Origin of the sequence: Ferrovibrio sp. (assembly GCF_046297895.1) — a bacterium.
Taxonomy (GTDB): domain Bacteria; phylum Pseudomonadota; class Alphaproteobacteria; order Ferrovibrionales; family Ferrovibrionaceae; genus Ferrovibrio.
Genome location: NZ_JBKBHC010000003.1, coordinates 324,208 through 343,006 on the forward strand (window position 1 = coordinate 324,208; position 18,799 = coordinate 343,006).

20 protein-coding genes, 1 other RNA gene and 1 pseudogene are annotated in these 18,799 nt (G+C 65.5%); 14 read left to right on the forward strand and 8 right to left on the reverse strand.

What is annotated here, in order from left to right:
• The first annotated feature begins 21 nt into the window (after nucleotides 1-21).
• Nucleotides 22-845, forward strand: a pseudogene (gene tcmP / locus ACK4FK_RS06595) (three-Cys-motif partner protein TcmP).
• On the opposite strand, the gene ACK4FK_RS06600 reads toward tcmP, so the two are convergent.
• Nucleotides 829-1,695, reverse strand: coding sequence for a DUF5131 family protein (locus tag ACK4FK_RS06600; RefSeq protein ID WP_409742834.1), 867 nt, complete (start codon nucleotides 1,693-1,695; stop codon nucleotides 829-831). The pseudogene tcmP and the gene ACK4FK_RS06600 sit on opposite strands and share 17 nt — an antisense overlap.
• Before the next feature lie 111 nt (nucleotides 1,696-1,806).
• On the opposite strand from ACK4FK_RS06600, the gene ACK4FK_RS06605 reads away from it, so the two are divergent.
• Both ACK4FK_RS06605 and ACK4FK_RS06610 read left to right on the forward strand, forming a co-directional pair.
• Nucleotides 1,807-2,031 (forward strand): AbrB/MazE/SpoVT family DNA-binding domain-containing protein, encoded by a 225-nt coding sequence (locus ACK4FK_RS06605; RefSeq protein WP_409742837.1) that lies wholly within the window; start codon nucleotides 1,807-1,809, stop codon nucleotides 2,029-2,031.
• A gap of 9 nt (nucleotides 2,032-2,040) precedes the next feature.
• Nucleotides 2,041-2,424 carry a type II toxin-antitoxin system death-on-curing family toxin gene (locus tag ACK4FK_RS06610; protein ID WP_409742840.1) on the forward strand — a complete coding sequence of 128 codons (384 nt, stop codon included), beginning with the start codon at nucleotides 2,041-2,043 and terminating at the stop codon, nucleotides 2,422-2,424.
• A 34-nt stretch (nucleotides 2,425-2,458) separates the two neighbouring features.
• On the opposite strand, the gene nudC is transcribed toward ACK4FK_RS06610, so the two are convergent.
• On the reverse strand, nucleotides 2,459-3,418 hold the full coding sequence (gene nudC, locus ACK4FK_RS06615) for an NAD(+) diphosphatase (protein ID WP_409742843.1): 960 nt from the start codon (nucleotides 3,416-3,418) through the stop codon (nucleotides 2,459-2,461).
• Between the two features lie 119 nt (nucleotides 3,419-3,537).
• Between nudC and ffs the strand changes: the two genes are divergently transcribed.
• The 5 genes from ffs (at nucleotide 3,538) to ACK4FK_RS06640 (ending at nucleotide 7,267) form a co-directional block, all read left to right on the forward strand.
• Nucleotides 3,538-3,633, forward strand: an RNA gene (gene ffs, locus ACK4FK_RS06620) — signal recognition particle sRNA small type.
• A gap of 84 nt (nucleotides 3,634-3,717) precedes the next feature.
• Entirely contained in the window at nucleotides 3,718-5,475 is a 1,758-nt protein-coding gene (locus ACK4FK_RS06625) for a DNA polymerase III subunit gamma/tau (RefSeq protein WP_409742844.1), read from the forward strand.
• Nucleotides 5,476-5,491: 16 nt separating this feature from the next.
• A complete protein-coding gene (locus ACK4FK_RS06630) occupies nucleotides 5,492-5,815 on the forward strand; it encodes a YbaB/EbfC family nucleoid-associated protein (RefSeq protein WP_409742846.1) in 324 nt (107 codons plus the stop codon).
• Between the two features lie 10 nt (nucleotides 5,816-5,825).
• Nucleotides 5,826-6,434 (forward strand): recombination mediator RecR, encoded by a 609-nt coding sequence (gene recR, locus ACK4FK_RS06635; RefSeq protein WP_409742849.1) that lies wholly within the window; start codon nucleotides 5,826-5,828, stop codon nucleotides 6,432-6,434.
• A gap of 53 nt (nucleotides 6,435-6,487) precedes the next feature.
• Nucleotides 6,488-7,267 carry a substrate-binding periplasmic protein gene (locus ACK4FK_RS06640; RefSeq protein WP_409742852.1) on the forward strand — a complete coding sequence of 260 codons (780 nt, stop codon included), beginning with the start codon at nucleotides 6,488-6,490 and terminating at the stop codon, nucleotides 7,265-7,267.
• Here the strand turns inward: ACK4FK_RS06640 and gloB are convergent.
• Nucleotides 7,257-8,030 carry a hydroxyacylglutathione hydrolase gene (gene gloB, locus ACK4FK_RS06645; RefSeq protein ID WP_409742855.1) on the reverse strand — a complete coding sequence of 258 codons (774 nt, stop codon included), beginning with the start codon at nucleotides 8,028-8,030 and terminating at the stop codon, nucleotides 7,257-7,259. The two genes, ACK4FK_RS06640 and gloB, sit on opposite strands and share 11 nt — an antisense overlap.
• A 43-nt stretch (nucleotides 8,031-8,073) precedes the next feature.
• Here gloB and ACK4FK_RS06650 point away from each other — a divergent pair, with 43 nt between their 5' ends.
• On the forward strand, nucleotides 8,074-8,856 hold the full coding sequence (locus ACK4FK_RS06650) for a class I SAM-dependent methyltransferase (RefSeq protein WP_409742858.1): 783 nt from the start codon (nucleotides 8,074-8,076) through the stop codon (nucleotides 8,854-8,856).
• Here ACK4FK_RS06650 and metW read toward each other — a convergent pair.
• Both metW and ACK4FK_RS06660 read right to left on the reverse strand, forming a co-directional pair.
• Nucleotides 8,836-9,468 (reverse strand): methionine biosynthesis protein MetW, encoded by a 633-nt coding sequence (gene metW, locus ACK4FK_RS06655; protein WP_409742860.1) that lies wholly within the window; start codon nucleotides 9,466-9,468, stop codon nucleotides 8,836-8,838. The genes ACK4FK_RS06650 and metW overlap by 21 nt on opposite strands.
• Nucleotides 9,465-10,655 carry a homoserine O-acetyltransferase gene (locus ACK4FK_RS06660; protein WP_409742863.1) on the reverse strand — a complete coding sequence of 397 codons (1,191 nt, stop codon included), beginning with the start codon at nucleotides 10,653-10,655 and terminating at the stop codon, nucleotides 9,465-9,467. Before ACK4FK_RS06660 ends, metW begins: the two co-directional genes overlap by 4 nt.
• A 205-nt stretch (nucleotides 10,656-10,860) precedes the next feature.
• Here ACK4FK_RS06660 and pheA point away from each other — a divergent pair, with 205 nt between their 5' ends.
• From pheA to ACK4FK_RS06675, 3 genes are read left to right on the forward strand one after another with little or no spacing between them, the layout of a single operon-like run.
• A complete protein-coding gene (pheA, locus tag ACK4FK_RS06665; protein ID WP_409742866.1) occupies nucleotides 10,861-11,727 on the forward strand; it encodes a chorismate mutase in 867 nt (288 codons plus the stop codon).
• Between the two features lie 26 nt (nucleotides 11,728-11,753).
• Nucleotides 11,754-12,842 carry a histidinol-phosphate transaminase gene (gene hisC, locus ACK4FK_RS06670; RefSeq protein WP_409742868.1) on the forward strand — a complete coding sequence of 363 codons (1,089 nt, stop codon included), beginning with the start codon at nucleotides 11,754-11,756 and terminating at the stop codon, nucleotides 12,840-12,842.
• 5 nt (nucleotides 12,843-12,847) lie between these two features.
• On the forward strand, nucleotides 12,848-13,774 hold the full coding sequence (locus ACK4FK_RS06675; protein ID WP_409742871.1) for a prephenate/arogenate dehydrogenase family protein: 927 nt from the start codon (nucleotides 12,848-12,850) through the stop codon (nucleotides 13,772-13,774).
• Between the two features lie 21 nt (nucleotides 13,775-13,795).
• On the opposite strand, the gene ACK4FK_RS06680 is transcribed toward ACK4FK_RS06675, so the two are convergent.
• Complete coding sequence (locus ACK4FK_RS06680; protein ID WP_409742874.1) at nucleotides 13,796-14,815, reverse strand: DUF2125 domain-containing protein; 1,020 nt, start codon at nucleotides 14,813-14,815, stop codon at nucleotides 13,796-13,798.
• Between the two features lie 128 nt (nucleotides 14,816-14,943).
• On the opposite strand from ACK4FK_RS06680, the gene ACK4FK_RS06685 reads away from it, so the two are divergent.
• Nucleotides 14,944-15,852 carry a DMT family transporter gene (locus tag ACK4FK_RS06685; RefSeq protein ID WP_409742877.1) on the forward strand — a complete coding sequence of 303 codons (909 nt, stop codon included), beginning with the start codon at nucleotides 14,944-14,946 and terminating at the stop codon, nucleotides 15,850-15,852.
• Nucleotides 15,849-16,469 (forward strand): gamma-glutamylcyclotransferase, encoded by a 621-nt coding sequence (locus ACK4FK_RS06690; RefSeq protein WP_409742878.1) that lies wholly within the window; start codon nucleotides 15,849-15,851, stop codon nucleotides 16,467-16,469. Before ACK4FK_RS06685 ends, ACK4FK_RS06690 begins: the two co-directional genes overlap by 4 nt.
• A gap of 102 nt (nucleotides 16,470-16,571) precedes the next feature.
• Here ACK4FK_RS06690 and ACK4FK_RS06695 read toward each other — a convergent pair whose 3' ends face one another.
• The gene (locus tag ACK4FK_RS06695) at nucleotides 16,572-18,110 is read right to left on the reverse strand and encodes a class I adenylate-forming enzyme family protein (protein ID WP_409742881.1); all 1,539 of its coding nucleotides are present in this window, start codon (nucleotides 18,108-18,110) and stop codon (nucleotides 16,572-16,574) included.
• Nucleotides 18,107-18,769, reverse strand: a complete 663-nt coding sequence (locus tag ACK4FK_RS06700; RefSeq protein ID WP_409742884.1) for an HAD-IA family hydrolase — start codon at nucleotides 18,767-18,769, stop codon at nucleotides 18,107-18,109. The genes ACK4FK_RS06695 and ACK4FK_RS06700 overlap by 4 nt, the downstream gene beginning before the upstream one ends.
• Nucleotides 18,770-18,799 lie beyond the last annotated feature (30 nt).

Consider the following 18,799-nt stretch of genomic DNA (forward strand, 5'->3'; position numbering starts at 1 on the left):
GTTGAAGCGGTTTCCACCTATATGAAGCAGTTCAATACTGCTTTGCAGCACCAACCATCGAAATATCGGCCTTTCGAGCGCATCTATATAGATGCCTTTGCAGGTAGTGGTTCCTTTTCTTTTGACGATTCAATTTCTGCGCCTTTGCTCGATATAAATGAAGCGGCGAAAGAGCATGAGGGGTCGGCTCGGCGTGCCCTGGCCATAGAGCCTCCGTTCACTCGCCTGTTTTTCATAGATAAGAAGCCTGCAAATATTAGAGCTTTAGAAGCTTTGCGCGCTCGCGATTCTCGCGTCAGCGTTATTGCTGGAGATGCCAATGTAGAGGTGGAGAAAATTATGATGCGATTGATTGGCAGAAGACGCGCGGTGTAATTTTCCTTGATCCGTTTGGTAATTCAGTCGGCTGGAAGACTCTAGAAGTAATTGGGAAAACCAATCTTGACCTTTGGTATCTGTTTCCTTTGTCAGGTGTGTACCGGAATGCGCCGAACGACCACTCTCAACTAACACAAGACAAAAGAGACACGTTAAATTTCATTCTGGGAACAAAGGATTGGGAGAGTGCGTTTTATGGTGCGCCGCCTGTGCCTTCAACTTCAGATTTGTTCGGCGTTGCTCCACCGCCACCCAAGCTTCAGCGGATTTTAAACGCAGATGGTATTGAGGCTTGGGTCAAGCAGAGGCTGGAAACGGAGTTCCCTCTTGTTCTACCGCCTGCTCGGATTTTGGGGCCGACAAACGCCCCTATGTATAGTCTGTTTTTTGCTATGGCGAATCGCTCTTTAGCTGCACAGAGTGTAGGTAGGCGGATTGCGACGGCTGTTCTCAAGATGCTCCGATAGCCGGCCGTTCATCCCAGGTCCGGCCATTCAATTTACGGCCAGTCTTCGCCTTATTTGTGCCGCCCCACTGTTTGAAGAAAAATGCCGTATCGTACTCGCGGCAGAGGTCGCGGATTTCTTCCACCCATTCCTTGTCCATCGGGCGGGCGCGGGGACCGGACTCGCCGCCGACGATGGCCCATTGAATTTTCGTCAGGTCGGCATCTGCGACTGAACCGAGCAGCGGCTCGAAGCTGACGAAACGGATTGTCGCCGGCGTCTTGCGCAATTCATCCAGCCGCCAGAGCGTGTCGGCATGCTCAACCGTCGTGCCGAGCCAGGCATTCGGCAGTGGTTTACGGTTCAGCACACCGGCCACTTCCCGCATGCGCGATGGGCGCTTGGTCAGAATCTGATAGGTGTGCTGCGGCGTCTGGCGCATCACGTCCCATACCCGGCTGATAAAATCGGCCGGCACGCTGTCGTGGAACAGGTCGCTCATCGAGTTGACGAAGATGTGGCGCGGCTTGCGCCAGCTCAGCGGCAGTTCAAGCGAAGCCTTGTCCAGCCGCGTCTTGCCGGTCCAGACAAACCGGCCGCCGGATTTGCGGGTCAAGCCGGCATATTTTTCCACGCCCATGGCATCCAGTCGGGCGGCCATGCGCATGGCATAGCAGTTCGTGCAGCCAGGCGTGATCACCGTGCAGCCGGCAACGGGGTTCCAAGTCGCATCGGTCCATTCAATGCTGCTCTCGGCCATGGCACACCTCACGCTTCCGATGAATCGAATCAAAACGCCTTGCCGCGAGAGGCAAGGCGAATCGTAGCGAGTTGAATCGATTAGTCGTAAAAATAGCATGAACATGAACATTATGCGAACATTGAAAATTTCTATTACCAAATAATGCCTTGCCGAATGAGATTGCGGAATTTCCGGTGAAAGATTATGTTATCACTCATGTAATAACTTCCGAGGCGCGCCATGTTCACGCTGAAACTGACCCAGATCGGCAATTCCACCGGCGTGGTGTTGCCCAAGGATGCGCTGGCCAAGCTGAAGGTGGAGAAGGGCGACACGCTCTATCTGACCGAAACGCCCGACGGTTTCCGGATCACGCCCTACAACCCGGAATTCGAGCGCCAGATGGAAGCGGCGCAACGGATCATGAAGAAGCGGCGCAATCTGTTACGCGAACTCGCGAAATAGGCGTTTGCCATGGAATGGGAGTGGATCGATGCCGGCTTGCTGCTGGCGGTGCATGACGTGCAGATCGCCGAACATGGTGGCGGCGAGGGACTGCGCGATGCCGGATTGTTTGAATCCGCATTGGCACGGCCGGTGAACCTTGCCGCTTACGGGCAACCGGATGTCGCCGATCTTGCGGCGGCCTATGGCTTCGGGATTGCGAAGAATCATCCATTCGTAGACGGCAACAAGCGCACCGCGTTTGTCGCGATGGAATTGTTTCTCGATCTGAATGGCTATGAACTGACGGCAGGCGATGCGGATGCATTGCCGGTCATGCTGGCTTTGGCGGCCGGTGACCTTGCCGAAACGGCGCTGGCCGAATGGGTGCGCGGAAATATACGAAGGCTGTAGCTTCACGCCCCCGCCAACCACTCCGCCGGCGCCGTCAGGCGCCGGCCAACCAACGGCGGGCGAGCTGATGCGCCAGCGCCAGCGGCGGCGACAGGCGCGGGCTGGCTTCCATGTCGGTGGATTTCACCCGCATCTCCTCCAGCTCGTCGCGGCTGAACCAGCGCGCCTCTTCCAGTTCGGTGGGGTCCACGGTGATCGCGCTGCTGGTCGCTTCGGCGATGCAGCCGATCATCAGCGAAGACGGGAACGGCCAGGGCTGGCAGGCGACGTAACGCACCGCGCCGGTTTCGATGCCGGCCTCTTCCAGAATCTCGCGGCGCACGGCCTCCTCGATGGTCTCGCCCGGCTCCATGAAGCCGGCCAGCGCCGAATACATGCCGGGCGGAAAGCGCGACTGCCGACCCAGCAGCACCATGTCCTCGCCGGTTGTCTCGTCGCGGCGCACCGCCAGCATGATCACCACCGGATCGGTGCGCGGAAAATGCTGCGCCTTGCAGCCCTCGTTCGTGCAATGCCGGCTGTAGCCGGCTTCGGCCATCTGCGTGGGGCTGCCGCACTGGGCGCAGAAGCGATGCCGCTGGTGCCAGTCGACCAGGCTGCGTGCCTGGGCCAGGATGGCGGCTTCCTCCGGCGGCAGCATCGCCGCGATCGAGCGCACGTCGATGAACTTGACGGCCTCGCCATGCAGGGTCGCGGTGGTCTCGTCCGCGTCGCAGTCGACGGCAAAATGCGCGATGCCGGCTTCGTCCAGGCCGAGGAACAGGCAGGGCAGGGGGGCATGGGCATCGGCCCAGGCCGTATCCAGCCAGGCGATGCGCGCCGGTTTCGCCGTGATGTCCACCAGGGCCTTAAGCTCGCGCAGGGGCAGGAAGCGGCTGTCGGCCCGGCGGCGCTTTTCCCCCAGCCAGTCCGGATTGCGGCGCGGATTGCCCGCGCGGTCCAGATTCGAGCCGGAAAAGACGATGGGTTTTGTCGGGCGAGGGGCGGTAAGCATGCCGAAACGCTGGCATATCCGGCGCGCCGCGTCCATTGCCGGCAAGGTGCGGGATTGGGGCGGGAATCCTATCGGCCTACCCATTGAAAACCATGGCTTAATGACGGATATAAGGCCCGGGAGGTTGGTGGCGGACGGGCGCCTCGCCAACCCGGTCAGGTCCGGAAGGAAGCAGCCGTAACGAGTTTCCGCTCGGGTCGTTGCCAGCCTCCCACCGCATCCTTGCCCAGTCCGGCGCTTGCAGTCCGGGCGCAGCCCATCCAATCAAAGGGCCAGTGAGCGAATGAGCCTGTGAGCGAATGAGTCAGCCGGCGCCCTATCGCGTGCTTGCGCGCAAATACCGCCCCAGCACCTTCGCCGAGATGATCGGCCAGGATGCGCTGGTCCGCACGCTCACCAATGCCATCGCCACCGGCCGCATCGCCCAGGCCTTCATCCTCACCGGCGTGCGCGGCGTGGGCAAGACCACCACCGCCCGCATCATCGCCCGCGCGCTGAACTGCACCGGTCCCGACGGCCAGGGCGGCCCGACGATTGCACCCTGCGGCGTCTGCGACAACTGCAAGGCCATCGCCGAGGACCGCCATCCCGACGTGTTCGAGATGGACGCCGCCTCGCGCACCGGCATCAATGACATCCGCGAAATCATCGAGGCGGTGCGCTATGCCCCCTCGATGGCGCGCTACAAGATCTACATCATCGACGAAGTGCACATGCTCTCCACGGCGGCCTTCAACGGCCTGCTCAAGACGCTGGAAGAGCCGCCGCCGCATGTGAAATTCGTCTTCGCCACCACTGAAATCCGTAAAGTTCCCGTCACGGTGCTGTCGCGCTGCCAGCGTTTCGATCTCAAGCGCGTCGAGATCGCCGTGCTGAATGCGCATTTCAAGCGCATCGCCGAAGCCGAAAACGCCCGGATCGACGACGACGCGCTCACGCTGATTTCGCGTGCCGCCGAAGGTTCGGTGCGCGATGGCCTCTCATTGCTCGACCAGGCGATTGCCCATGGCGCGGGTAGCGTAAATGCCGAACTGGTGCGCGACATGCTGGGCCTGGCCGACCGCGGCCAGGTCTTCGCCCTGCTCGACCTGCTGCTGCACGGCAAGCTGGCCGAGGCGCTGGATAACCTGCAGGCGCAGTATAATCTCGGCGCCGATCCGGCTGTCGTGATGCAGGACCTGCTCGATCTTACCCACTGGCTGACGCGCGTGAAGGTGATCGGCGGCACGCCCGACGACGTGACGCTGCCCGAAAGCCAGCGCCAGCGCGGCAAGGAACTGGCCGCCAAGCTGGGCATGCCGGTGCTGGCGCGCTCGTGGCAGATGCTGCTGAAAGGCCTGGCCGAGGTGCGCAGCGCGCCGGTGCCGCTGGCGGCGGCCGAGATGGTGCTGGTGCGCTTTGCTTACGCTGCCGACCTGCCCAGCCCGGCCGATCTGGCGAAGGAATGGAAAGAGAAGGGTGGCGCCCCTAACGCTGCGCCGGCTGGCCCGCGTGCGCCGCTCGGTGGCGGTAACGGTGGCGGCGGCAATGGCGCCACGGCAACCGCCGTCGCCGCGCAGCCGCGTGCTGTTGCCTCACCCGCCCCGCAGCCGGGCGAAACCGTCGCGCTTGCCGCCATGCCGACCAGCTTCCCGGCCCTGGTGCAGCTGGCGAAGGACATGCGCGAGGGCATCCTCGCGGCCGAGCTTTACAACGACGTGCATCCGGTCAGCTTCGAGCCCGGCCGCATCGAATTGCGGCTGGAACCCGGCGCGCATCACGACCTGCCCGGCCGCCTGATCGAGAAGCTGAAAGCTTGGACCGGCCAGCGCTGGGTGGTGAGTTTAAGCAAGCTGCCGGGCGAGCCGACCCTGGCCGAGCAGGAACAGGTCGAGGAATCGCGCCGCCGCGCCCATGTGCAGGCGCATCCGCTGGTGCAGGCCGTGCTCACCGCTTTCCCCGGCGCCGTGCTGGATGCCGTGCGCGAGGCCGCGCCGCCCGAGCCCGAAGCCGTCGAGGAGGATGCCGGCGACGGCTATGTCACCGACGATGTCGATCCGCTCGACGAGCTGGATTGAACCCAAGGAGTCGACCATGAAGAATCTCGGCAACATGCTGAAACAGGCGCAAGCCATGCAGCAGCGCATGCAGGAAATGCAGGCCGAGCTGGAGCAGCGCGAGGTGCAGGGTTCGGCCGGCGGCGGCATGGTGATCGTCACGCTGAACGGCAAGAGCGAGCTGCGCGGGGTGAAGATCGATCCCTCGCTGCTGGTGCCCGACGAGGTCGAGGTGCTGGAGGATCTCATCAAGGCCGCCCATGCCGACGCCAAGGCGCGCGCCGACCGCGAAATGGCCGACGAGATGCAGAAGCTCACCGCCGGCCTGCCGCTGCCGCCGGGCATGAAGCTGCCCTTCTGAGTCTTCCGCCATGGCCGGTCCCGAGATCGAGCGGCTGATCCAGCTGCTGGCGCGCCTGCCCGGCCTGGGCCCGCGCTCGGCGCGCCGCGCCGCCCTGCATCTGCTCAAGAAAAAGGACGCCCTGCTCAACCCGCTGGCGGCCAGTCTGCGCGAGGTGGGCGACAGCGTGCATGCCTGCTCCGTCTGCGGCAATCTCGATACCCGCGATCCCTGTGCCATCTGCACCGACGAGCGCCGTGATGCCGGCCTGATCTGCGTGGTGGAAGGCGTGGCCGATCTCTGGGCGCTGGAACGCGCCGGGGTGTTCCGCGGTCGTTATCACGTTCTGGGCGGCACGCTGTCGGCGCTGGATGGCGTGGGCCCCGCCGACCTCAATGTCGATGGCCTGATCGCCCGCGTGCAGGCCGGACAGTCTGGCGAAAAGAAGGTGCGCGAGGTGATCATCGCCACCAATGCCACGGTGGAAGGCCAGACCACGGCGCATTACATCACCGACCGGTTGCAGAATACCGGCGTCACCATTTCGCGGCTCGCCCATGGCGTGCCGGTCGGCGGCGAACTGGATTACCTCGACGATGGCACGCTCGGGGCCGCGCTGAAGGCACGCCGGCCGTTGTAACGCAATAGTATCGTATTCCGCCCTGCGGCCCTGCCGGGCTAGACTGCCCGGCAATGATTCGCCGGCTCGCCTTTGCCTGCCTGGCTCTGCTGGGACTGCCGCTGCCGGCCCATGCGGTGGATTTGCGGCTGGCCTATATCGAGCAGGATGCCAGCCCCTATCTAACCGGCAGCGGCGCCGCCATTCCCGCCCGGCCCGGCATCGCCGTCGAGCTGGTGCAGCGCGCGATGCATCGCCTGGACGGCCGGCTGCATCTCACCCGTATGCCGGCGCGGCGCATGATCGAGGAGGTGAAGGCCGCCCGGCAGGACGGCATTCTCGGTTTCCGTTACTCCGCCGAACGGGCGCGCGACCTGGCCTTTCCCCTGCGCGACGGTCAGCCCGATGCCGCTCGCCATGCCGCGCGTCTGGCCCATTCGCTCTACCGCCGGCAGGGCAGCGGCATCACCTGGGATGGCCGGCGGATCGGCGGCCTCACCACGCCGCTTGCGGTCAGCAGCACCCAGCTCGTGGCCGAGGCGTTGCAGGCCCAGGGCGTGGAGATCATCCGCATCGGAAGCGGCGGCCAGATGTTTGCCATGCTGGCGCTCGGCCGCGTCGATGCCGTGGTGTCGCTCGACATCATCGGCGACCGCCAGTTGAGCGAACAGGCGGCGGCAAGGATCGAAAAGGTGGTGCCGCCGGTGCTGGTCGAGGATTTCCACGTGCCGTTCGGCTACGCCTTTTATGCCGCCAACCGCGATTTCGCCGAGCGGCTGTGGCACATGATCGGCGAGTTGCGCGACGCCACCTACGCCGAACTCACGCCGATTTACGTCGCCGCTAGCCCCTGAACGTATCCTTGCGCTTGCGCGTCTCGGCGAACACCGCCACGTCGTCGGCATCCGTCATGCCCAGGGTCGCGCGCAGATTCGCGCTCGTCGGCCGCAGGAAAGGGTTGGTGGCTTTCTCTTGGCCCAGCAGCGACGGCACGGTCGGCTGGCCCTTCGCGCGTGCCGCTTTGATCGTCTCGTAACGCGCGACCAGCGCCGCATTGTCCGGCTCGACGGTGACGGCAAAGCGCGCGTTGGATTCGGTATATTCATGGGCGCAGTAGACGCGGGTATCGTCGGGCAGGGCGCCGAGTTTGCTTAAGGATGCCCACATCTGCGACGGCGTACCCTCGAACAGCCGGCCGCAACCCAGCGCAAACAGCGTATCACCGCAGAACAGGGCTTTTGAGTTGGCGAACCAGAAGGCGATATGCCCCTTCGTATGCCCCGGCACGTCGAAGACGCGGGCTTCCTCCTTGCCCAGACACCAGGTCTCGCCGTCCTTCAGCGCCACATCGATACCCGGAATGCGGTCGGCATCGGCCCGTGGCCCCACGACCTGGCAGCCGGTGACATCTTTCAGCGCCATGTTGCCGCCCACATGGTCGGGATGATGGTGGGTATTGAGGATATGGGTCAGCCGCCAGCCGCGCTGGTGCAGCGCCGCCAGCACCGGCTCGTGCACGGCGGGATCGACCACGCCGGTGGCGCCCGTCGCCGGATCATGGGCGAGGTAGACGTAATTGTCGTTCAGCACGGGAATCTGCACGATATCGAGGGGCATGGCATCGTTCTCAAGTCGGACGGGAAGCTGCTAATATAACGCCATGCTGCGCCCGGACATCATCGATCTGCGCGAATTCTACGCCAACCCGCTGGGCCGGGCGGTGCGCCGCCTGCTGCGGCCCCGATTGCGCGTCTTCTGGCCGAATGTGCAGGGCATGACTGTGCTGGGCCTGGGCTATGCCACGCCCTACCTGCGCATCTTCGAGGGCGAGGCCGAGCGGGTGATCGCCGCCATGCCGGGGCCGCAGGGGGTGGTGCGCTGGCCACGCGGCCTGCCCGGCCGCGTCATGCTGGTAGACGAAGACGACCTGCCCCTGCCCGATGCGTCCGTCGACCGCCTGCTGCTGATGCATGCGCTGGAGAATTCCGAGAATGTGCGCGCGTTGCTGCGCGAGGTGTGGCGCGTGCTGACGCCGCAGGGCCGGCTGCTGGCCGTGGTGCCGAACCGGCGCGGCCTGTGGGCGCATATCGAGGCCACGCCCTTTGGCCAGGGCCATCCCTATACGCCGCCGCAGCTCACGCGGCTGATGCGCGACGCCATGTTCTCGCCCACCCAGTCGCAGGCGGCCCTGTGGCTGCCGCCGTCGGACCGCGCCTTCGTGATCAAGGCGGTGAATGCCTGGGAGAAGACCGGCGAGATCCTGTGGAGCCGTTTTTCCGGCGTGCTGCTGGTGGAGGCGGAAAAGCAGGTCTATGCCGGCGTGCCGGCCCGCGCGGTGAAGCAGAAGCAGCGTGCCTTCGCGCTCAATCCGTCGCCCTCGGCGCGGCTGCGGACCGAGCGCAGCTTGCGTGAGAATGACGGTTCAGGCTCCGCGCCGGCGTAGAACATATACGGCCTGGGCGCCGAACCAGTTGGCCGCCGCGCCCTGCAGCTTCCAGCCGTTCCGGTTGCCATGGCCGTCGACGGCGATGCGCTGTTCGACGATGAAGCCGTCGCGGGCACAGAGTTCGTCGAAATCCTGGATGGTGCAGAGGTGGATGTTCTGCGTCTCGTACCAGGGATCGTCCAGCGCCGCCGTCATCGGCATGCGGCCGCCGAACATCAACTGCATCCGCACCCGCCAGTAGGCGAAATTGGGGAACGACACGATGGCACGCCGGCCGATGCGCAGCATCTCGTGCAGCACCTTGCGCGGATTGCGCGTCGCCTGCAGGGTCAGGCTCAGCACCACGTAGTCGAAGGCGGCATCGGGATAATCCGGCAGGTCGGTATCGGCGTCGCCCTGGATCACGCTCAGGCCCCGCGCCACGCAGGCATTCACGCCGCTCTGGCGGATCTCGATGCCGCGCCCGTCCACCTGCTTCTCGCGCGCCAGGTATTCCAGCAGCGCGCCGTCGCCGCAGCCGACATCCAGCAGGCGGCTTTTCGGTGCCACCATCTCGGCGATCATCAGCAGATCGCGGCGGATGTCCTTATGTGCGTTTGCGTTGCTCATTTCCGGTCTCCCTGCGGGAGCCCGCCATTCAGGCCGCGCTGTTCGGCGCAACCCTCGATGAAGCCTTTCAGCGTGCGGAACATCACCGGCTCGTCCAGCAGGAAGGCGTCGTGGCCCTTGTCGGTCTCGATCTCGACGAAGCTGACATTGGCGGCGGCCGCATTCAGCGCGCGGACGATCTCCTTGCTTTCCGACGTGGGAAACAGCCAGTCGGAGGTGAACGACACCACGCAGAAGCGCGTCTTGGTGCCCTGGAAGGCATTGGCCAGGCTGCCGCCCGCCTGCGCGGCGAGGTCGAAATAATCCATCGCGCGGGTGATGTAGAGATAGGAATTGGCGTCGAACCGCTCCACGAAGGTCGAGCCCTGGTGCAGCAGATAGCTCTCCACCTGGAATTCGGTCTCGAAGCCGTAGGTGATGCGTTCGCGGTTCTGCAGGTTGCGGCCGAACTTGCGGTGCAGGGCCGCTTCCGACAGATAGGTGATATGGGCCGCCATGCGCGCCACGGCCAGGCCGGCGCGCGGAATCGTGTCATGGTCGAAATAGTCGCCCTGGTGCCATTGCGGGTCGGCATAGATCGCCTGCCGGCCCACCTCGTGGAAGGCGATATTCTGCGCCGAATGCTTGGCGGCGCAGGCGATCGGAATGGCCGAGAAGACGCGCTCGGGATAGCTTGCCGCCCATTGCAGCACCTGCATGCCGCCCATCGAGCCGCCGATCACGCAGAACAGTTGGCGGATGCCCAGATGATCCAGCAGCATGGCCTGGGCGTTCACCATGTCGCGGATGGTGATGACCGGGAATCGCAGGCCATGGGGTTTGCCGGTGGCCGGATCGGTTTCGGCCGGGCCCGACGAGCCCATGCAGCCGCCCAGCACATTGGCGCAGATCACGAAGAATCTATCGGTGTCGATGATCTTGCCCGGCCCCACAGCGGTCAGCCACCAGCCCGGCTTGCCGGTCACCGGATGGGTGTTCGCCACATGCTGGTCCATGGTGAGCGCATGGCAGATCAGGATCGCGTTCGACTTCTCGGCATTCAGGTGGCCATAGGTCGTGTAGGCGATCTGGTAGGGGCCGAGGTCCAGCCCGCAATCGAGCTTCAGGGGCAGGGTTTCGCCCAGGGTGACCCGGTGGCCGGGACCGACGGGATCGTGGCGGGACAGGGGGGGGAGTGCGGCACTCATGGCAGGCAGCCGGGATATCCTACAGGGTTTGGAGCGGGGATATCCGCCCGACCGGAAGGGTGGGGCGAAGCCCGGCCGGGACCCTGTCCGGCGCGGGCCCCCGTGCTTAGTGACCCCCGCCGATGGTGTCAATGTTTTCTTTGCTTTTCAGGGGCGAAGCCCCTAAGACTATGCGGTTTTTTCAGCCCCCGGTATCCTGTTTCCCATGAGTGACCATACCCCGAGCCTGGCCGATTTGCGGCGCGACATCGACGTGCTGGACGACCAGATCCTGGATCTGTTGCGCCGGCGTGCCGAGGCCGTGCAGCGGGTCGCTGCCGTCAAGCGGTCGACCGGCGACGGCTTTCTGCGACCCGGCCGCGAGGCCCAGATCATCCGTCACCTGGTCGCCCGCCATCGCGGCGCCTTGCCGGCCGCTTCCGTGTCTCGGATATGGCGCGAGATGATCGCCGCGCTCTATCCGCTGCAGGCGCCTGCGGTGAAGGTGGCGGTTCACGCCCCCAACAAATCGGCCGCGCGTTGGGACCTGGCGCGCGACTGGTATGGCTCCACCACGCCGCTGCAGCTCTGCACCACGGTAAATGCCGTGATGCGCGCCATCTCGGCCCAGCCGGCCGCCCTCGGCGTGATGGCGCAGCCCGAAGACGGCGAAAAGGAAAGCTGGTGGCCGCAGCTGGCTTCGCGGTCGCCCGGCACGCCGCGTGTGATTGGCCGCCTGCCCTTCGTGCCCAACAGCCGGGGCAGCCTGGCCGAGCTGGATGCCTATGTGATTGCCAACGCCGCGCCCGAGGATTCAGGCGAGGATCGCAGCCTGCTGGTGCTGGCCATGACCGAATCGGCGCCCAGCATCGCCCGCATTTCCGCCCTGCTGGCCCAGGTTGGGCTGGAGGGGCGTGCGATCGCCCAGCATCGCCGCGGCGAGGACGGCGCCCGCATCCTGCTGGAAATCGAGGGCTTCATGGCGGCCGACGACAGCCGGCTGGCCGCACTGATGGACGCCGACCGCAAACTGATCGACGATGCGGTGGTGATCGGCGCCTATGCCGTGCCGCTGCCCGCTGATCCGGCGTAAGACTGTTTCGTGAAGGAGTGCCTGCCGTGACCGCGCCGAAGCCGCAACCCGGAATTCTCGACATCGCCCCCTACAAAGGCGGCGAGGGCAAAGTGCCTGGCGTCACCAGGGTTCATAAGCTTTCGTCCAACGAAACCCCGCTCGGCCCCAGCCCGAAGGCGATGGCGGTGTTCCAGCAGATGGCCGCCGAACTGCACCGCTATCCCGACGGTGCAGTGGATGCCCTGCGCCAGGCGCTGGCGAAGCATTACGGCATCCCGGCCGAGAATATCGTCTGCTCGAATGGCTCGGACGAGATGATCTCGCTGATCTGCGCCGCCTATGTCGGCCCGGGCGACGAGGTGATCTATTCGCAATACGGCTTCATGATGTATCCCATCGCCACGCAGGCGCGCGGCGCCACGCCGGTGAAGGTGGCGGAAAAGAATTTCACCGCCGATGTGGATGCCATCCTGGCTGCCGTCACGCCGAAGACGCGGGTGGTGTTCCTCACCAATCCCAACAATCCCACCGGTACCTACATTCCGGCATCCGACCTGCGCCGACTGCGCGCCGGCCTGCCGGCCCATGTGCTGCTGGTGATCGACGCTGCCTATGCCGAATATGTCAGCCGCAACGACTATTCCAACGGCATGGAACTGGTGGCCGGCTCCGACAACACTATGGTGCTGCGCACGTTTTCCAAGATCTACGGCCTGGCAGCCCTGCGGCTGGGCTGGGCCTATGCGCCAGCCAATGTGATCGACGTGCTGAACCGCGTGCGCGGTCCCTTCAACGTCAACGCGGCCGCCCAGGCCGCCGGGGTCGCCGCCCTGGAAGACACCGCCTGGGTCGAGAAGGCGCGCGCCCATAACGATGCTGAACTGGCCCGCGTCACCGCGGCGTTGCAGAAGCTCGGCCTGGAAGTCCTGCCCAGCGTGGCGAATTTCATCCTGATGCGCTTCCCCGGCGGGCCAGAGCAGGTTAAGGCGGCCGATGCGGCCCTGCGCCAGCGCGGCCTGATCCTGCGCGGCATGGGCGGCTATGGCCTGAACGATGCCCTGCGGCTGTCCATCGGCACGGTGGAGGAAGACGACATGGTGATCGCCGCCCTCACCGAGGTCATGAAAGGCTGAATGCGGTGTTCGACCGTCTCGCGATCATCGGCATCGGCCTGATCGGCTCGTCGATCGCGCGTGCCGCGCGAGAACACGGCCTGGCGAAGCATATCGCCATTGCCGATGCCTCCGATGCGCATCGCCGGCAGGCGCAGGAACTGCAATTGGGCGACAGCGTGCATCACGATGCCGCCGAGGCCGCGAAGAATGCCGATCTGGTGCTGCTCTGCGTGCCGCTCGGCGCCAATGCGGCAGTGGCGGCGCATATCGGTCCGGTGCTGAAAGCCGGGGCCATCGTCTCCGATGTCGGGTCGTGCAAGCAGGCGGTGATCCGCGATGTGGCGCCGCATCTGCCCCGGGGCGTGCATCTGGTGCCGGGCCATCCCGTGGCGGGCACCGAGCATTCCGGCCCGACGGCGGGCTTCGCCGCGCTGTTCCAGAACCGCTGGTGCATCCTCACGCCCGAGGCCGGCACCGATGCCGCCGCCATCGAGAAGGTGAAGGCCTTCTGGGCAGCGTTCGGCAGCAAGGTCGAGATCATGGAGCCGCGCCATCACGATCTGGTGCTCGCCATCACCAGCCATGTGCCGCATCTGATCGCCTACAACATCGTCGGCACGGCGGACGATCTGGAAACCGTGACGGAATCGGAAGTGATCAAGTATTCCGCCGGCGGCTTCCGCGATTTCACCCGCATCGCCGCCTCCGACCCCACGATGTGGCGCGACGTGTTCCTCAACAACAAGGAAGCGGTGCTGGAAATGCTGGGCCGTTTCACGGAAGACCTGATCGCGCTGCAGCGCGCAATCCGCTGGGGCGAGGGCGAAACGCTGTTCGATCTGTTCACCCGCACCCGCGCCATCCGCCGCGCCATCATTGATGCCGGCCAGGAAACCGCCGCGCCCGATTTTGGCCGCAGCCCGGCGGCGAAGGGCGACGCCCAATCCTGATCCAACTGGTCCTGTCGCGTCTTATTGTGCCGGCGGCGTCATGATTGGCGCCAGGCTGAACAGCGGCACCGGTCCCAGGAACAGCTTGCCGTCCTGCGCGGTCAGCGGCACCGGCAGATAGGGCTCACCCTTGGCATCGCGTTTGGTCACCAGGGTGAGCGCGGCCTTAGCGGCCGCCGCTTCGCCGGCCTTCATCTTGCCCGCCGCCACCAGCGCGTCGATGCCGGCATCGGCGTTGCGGATCTGGCCGCCCATGGCGCCGAGCGGACGGAATTGCCTGTCCAGCGTCAGGCTGCCGTCGCCATCCAGCTTCAGGCCGCCCCAATGCAGGCTTACGGTCTGGAAGTCCATCACCCCGCCGCCGTCGCGCCACGAGGCCAGCAGGCTGTCCGGGCTGCTGCCATAGGCCGCGCCGCGCAGGTTGCCGATCAGCTTGAGCTGGCCGACGTCGCGCCCCAGCGGACCGTCCAGGGCGGGCGGCAGCGTGATCGCCTCGGCCTGCAGCGACAGGTCGGCACTGGGCGGCAGGCTGCCGGCGCGGCGCGCATGCAGCAGCAGCTTGCCCGCCGACCAGCCCTGCAAGAGGTCGCCGCTGAAATCGGGCTTGTCGATCACGGCGGCCAGGCGCAGCGGCGAATTGGCGCCATCCAGCACCAGGCTGGCGCGGAACCGTTCGCTGGCCAGCGTCATGGTTTTTTCGACGCCGCCCTCGCGCCAGGCCAGGCGCTGCCGGCCCGGCAGTTCGAAGATGGCGTGGTGCAGGTCCCAGAACTGCAGGTGGGCGGTGAGTTCGGTGGCCCCGACCTGCCAGTCCAGCGGGCTGTTCGGATCGCGCCAGGTCAGGTTGGTGACGGTCAGCGACAGGCGGTAGGGAAAGCCCCAGAGGCGCCAGCCGTCATACGCCACGCTGCGGCCCTGGCGCCGCTGGCTCTCGATCCAGGCATTGGCCTGGGCCGCCACCTGGTCGGCCAGGTGCGACCACAGCACGTAATAGCCAAGCAGGGCGCCGACGATCAGGCCGGCCAGGACGAAATAGCGCATGACGTGGATATAGCAGGCCGCTCGGCTCTTCTCCAGCTTGCCAATGCCCGGCTTGCCAATGTCATTGCCTTGCCATAGCTGGACATACGGTCAATAGTGCCCGAAACCATCCGCCGCCTCCCGCCGTCATGTCCGCTTCCACCACGCATACCGCAGCCCCGCTGCAGACCTGGGCCATCGCCGCCATGCCGGGCCTGTTCGTACTGCTGTGGTCGACCGGCTTCATCGGCGCCAAGCTCGGCCTGCCCTATGCCGAGCCGATGACCTTCCTGGTGCTGCGCTTCGCCGCCGTCACGGTCATGCTCTGCCTCTTTGCGGCCCTCACCGCCGCGCCCTGGCCGCAGGACTGGCGCATGGCCGGTCATATCGCCGTGGCCGGCCTGCTGCTGCATGGCGTGTATCTCGGCGGCGTCTTCGCCTCGATCTTCCATGGCGTCCCGGCCGGCATCTCGGCGCTGATCGTGGGCATCCAGCCGCTGCTGGTGGCAGCCGCGGCTGGCCCCGTTCTGGGCGAACGCGTCACCGCGCGGCAATGGCTCGGCCTGGGCCTGGGCCTGGGCGGCGTGGTGCTGGTGGTCTGGACCAAGCTGGATATCGGCGTCGGCACGGCCTGGGGCTACGCCCTGTCCGGGATTGCGCTGGTCGGCATCACCATCGGCACGCTGTACCAGAAGAAATTCTGCCCCGCCATCGACCTGCGCTCGGGCACGGCGATCCAGTTCGCCGCCACTACGGTGGCCCTGGTGCCTTTCGCGCTGCTGTTCGAAACGCGGCAGGTGCAGTGGACCGGCGAATTCATCTTCGCGCTCGGCTGGCTCTGCATCGTGCTGTCGCTTGGCGCCATCACGCTCCTCTTCATCCTCATCAGGCGCGGCGCGGCGGCGAAGGTCTCCAGCCTGTTCTTCCTGGTGCCGCCCTGCACGGCCCTGGTGGCGTATTTCCTGTTCGGCGAACAGCTCAGCGCGCTGGCGCTGGCCGGCATGGCCGCCACCATGGTGGGCGTGGCGCTGGTGAATATCGCACCCAAAACGAAATGAGCCGCCGGCATATTCCCTTCGACCACGAGGAACCGCTGCCCGGCGAGGCCGCGCCGCCCTTTCCCAGAATCCTGCCCGAAAAGGGCCAGCCGCTCTGGGTCTTCGGCTACGGCTCGCTGATGTGGGATCCGGGTTTCCCCTTCACCAGACAGATGACGGCGCGGCTCTGGGGTTTCCATCGCGGCTTCTGCGTCTGGTCGCACCGCTATCGCGGCACGCCGGAACGGCCCGGTCTGGTGCTGGGCCTGATGCCCGGCGGCTCCTGCACCGGCAAGGCCTTCCGCGTGAAGCGCGGCGACGAAACCGCCGTGATCGACTATCTCTATCGCCGCGAGATGGTCACCGGCGTCTATCGTCCGGGCTTCCACCTGGCGCAGATGGAAGATGGCAGCCGCGTGAAGGTGCTGGCCTTCGTGGCCGATCCCCATCACAAGCAGTATGCGGGCTATTTGAGCGAGCGGCAGGTGATCGACACCATTGCCACCTGCTGCGGCGCACGCGGCACGAACGCGGCCTATCTGGCCAACACCGTGGCGCATCTGGATGAGCTCGGCATCGGCGACGGCCCGCTGCATCACCTGCTGGCGGAAGTGAAAAAACGCTGCCCGGGAATCTAACTCCCCACTCGAATCGTCATGGCCGGGCTTGGCCCGGCCATCCACGAGTTCTTTTCCTGCGACAAAGACGTGGATGCCCGGACCAAGTCCGGGCATGACGGTTTAGGGAGTCTCCGGCGCCTTATACTCATCGCGCAATTCGCGCTTCAGCACCTTGCCGATGGCGCTGCGCGGCAGCGTCTCGCGGAACTCGATGGCGGACAGGCGCTGCATCTTGCCGAGTTTCGCATTGGCCCAGGCCAGCAGCTCGGGGGCACCGATCTCGGCACCCGGTGCCTTCACCACGAAGGCCACCGGCGTCTCGCCCCATTGCTCTGATGGCACGCCGACCACGGCCACGTCGAACACGGCCCCGTGCTGGCGCAGCACGGCCTCCAGGTCGCTGGGATAGACATTGAAGCCGCCCGAGATGATCATGTCCTTGCGGCGGTCCATGAGCTGCAGGAAGCCGTCCTCGTCGAAGCGGCCCATGTCGCCGGTGCGGATGAAGCGTTTGCCGGTTTCGTCGAACCATTCGGCTTCCGCCGTCTTGCCCGGCTGCTTGTGATAGTGGGTCATGATGGCGCCGGAATGGCCGACGATTTCGCCGATTTCGCCGGGCGGCACCGGCCTGCCATCCTCGCCGATCAGGCGGATGTCGTGGCCCTCGGCCGGCCGGCCCACGGTATGCAGCTTGGTGGGGAATTCGTCGGCGACCAGGATGCAGGTGCCGCCGCCCTCGGTCATGCCGTAATACTCGATCAGCTTGCCAGGCCAGCGTTTCAGGATGTCGGCCTTGAGCGCCGCGTTGAACGGCGCGCTGGTGCAGAACTTGGCGCGGAAGGCGCTCAGGTCGTATGTGTCGAAACCGGGATGCGCCATGATGCGCTGATACTGCACCGGCACCAGCATGGTGTGGGTCACGCGGTGCTGCTGCGCGAGGCTCAAATATTTCGCCACGTCGAATTTCGGCATCAGGATCGCCGTGCCGCCGCCGGCCAAAGTGGGAAACAGGCTGACCAGGGTGGTGTTGGAATAAAGCGGCGTGGACAGCAGCGTGATGGCCGCACGGTCGTAGCCATAGAGGTTGGCGCGCTGCATGTGCAGCCAGCGCATGCCATGCGACTGCACGATGCCCTTCGGCGTGCCGGTCGTGCCCGAGGAATAGATGATGTTGAACGGCATCTGTGGCGTGAGGGTCGCCGGCGCCGGTTTCGTGCCCTCGGGCGCCAGCCATTGCTCGAACTCCGGCGTATCCAGCCGGATGCGGCGCGGCAGCTGGCCCAGCACGCCGTTCAGCGCCGCTTCGTTGTCGCCATCCAGGAAGATCAGCGCGGCATCGGCGTCATTGGCCATGGCCACGATCTGCTCAGGCAGCGACGATGGCGCCAGCGGCGCGACTGCGAGGCCGGCGCGCAAGGCGCCGACATAGACCGTGACGTAATCGTTGCGGGAATAACTCACGATGCTGACGCTGTGTTTCGCGCCATCACGCTGCAGGGCCGCGGCCACGCGGTCCGCGCGGGCATCCAGCTGACCGTAGGTCAGTACGCCTTCCGGATCCACCAGCGCCGGATGGTCCGGCCGCTCGGCGGCATGGGCGGCGACCAGCGCGGGCAGCGTGCCGAATTCGGAATTGAGTATGTCGTCGGCGCGGCTCATGCAAACTCCATCCCGATGATGCGGCTCAGATCGGCCAGGGCCCGGTCCGGGTCTTCGACCTTGATGGTCTGCATGCCCATGGCGGCGGCGGGTTTCAGGTTGATGCCGAGATCGTCGAGGAACACGGCCTCAAACGGCTGGATTTCCAGCAGGGCGCAGGCGCGCTGGTAGAAGGCGGGCTCGGGCTTGCGCACGCCCACCTTGCTCGATTCCACCACGATGTCGAACAGGCGCATCACCTCGGCTATCGCGGCGGCCTTTTCCGGGCTCACCGCCATCGCCGGCCCATGGCCCAAGGGCATGTTGTTGGTCAGGCAGGCGATCTTGAAACGCGCCTTCACGGTTTTGAGGGCTGCCACCATGCGCGGGCGGATCTCGCCCGAGACCAGCTTCAGCACCTCGCGGCCATGCACGTCGTGGCCCAGCGCCCTGGCCTCGGCGGCAAAAAGCTCGCCGAAGGTATCGGCATCCACCTCGCCGCGCTCGAAGCGGGCCCAGGCGTTTGAATGGGGATTGATCGCATTCACCCCGCGCAGGAAGTCGCGCGGCAGGCCGCGCTGTTCCTCATAGCGGCGGAAGGCCTCGAAGGGCGAGGTGAGGATCACCCCGCCGAAATCCCACAATACGGCTCTGATCGGCTGGCCCGGCTCGGCGCTCATCGGCTCTTTTTGCGTGCGGTGCGTTTCCCT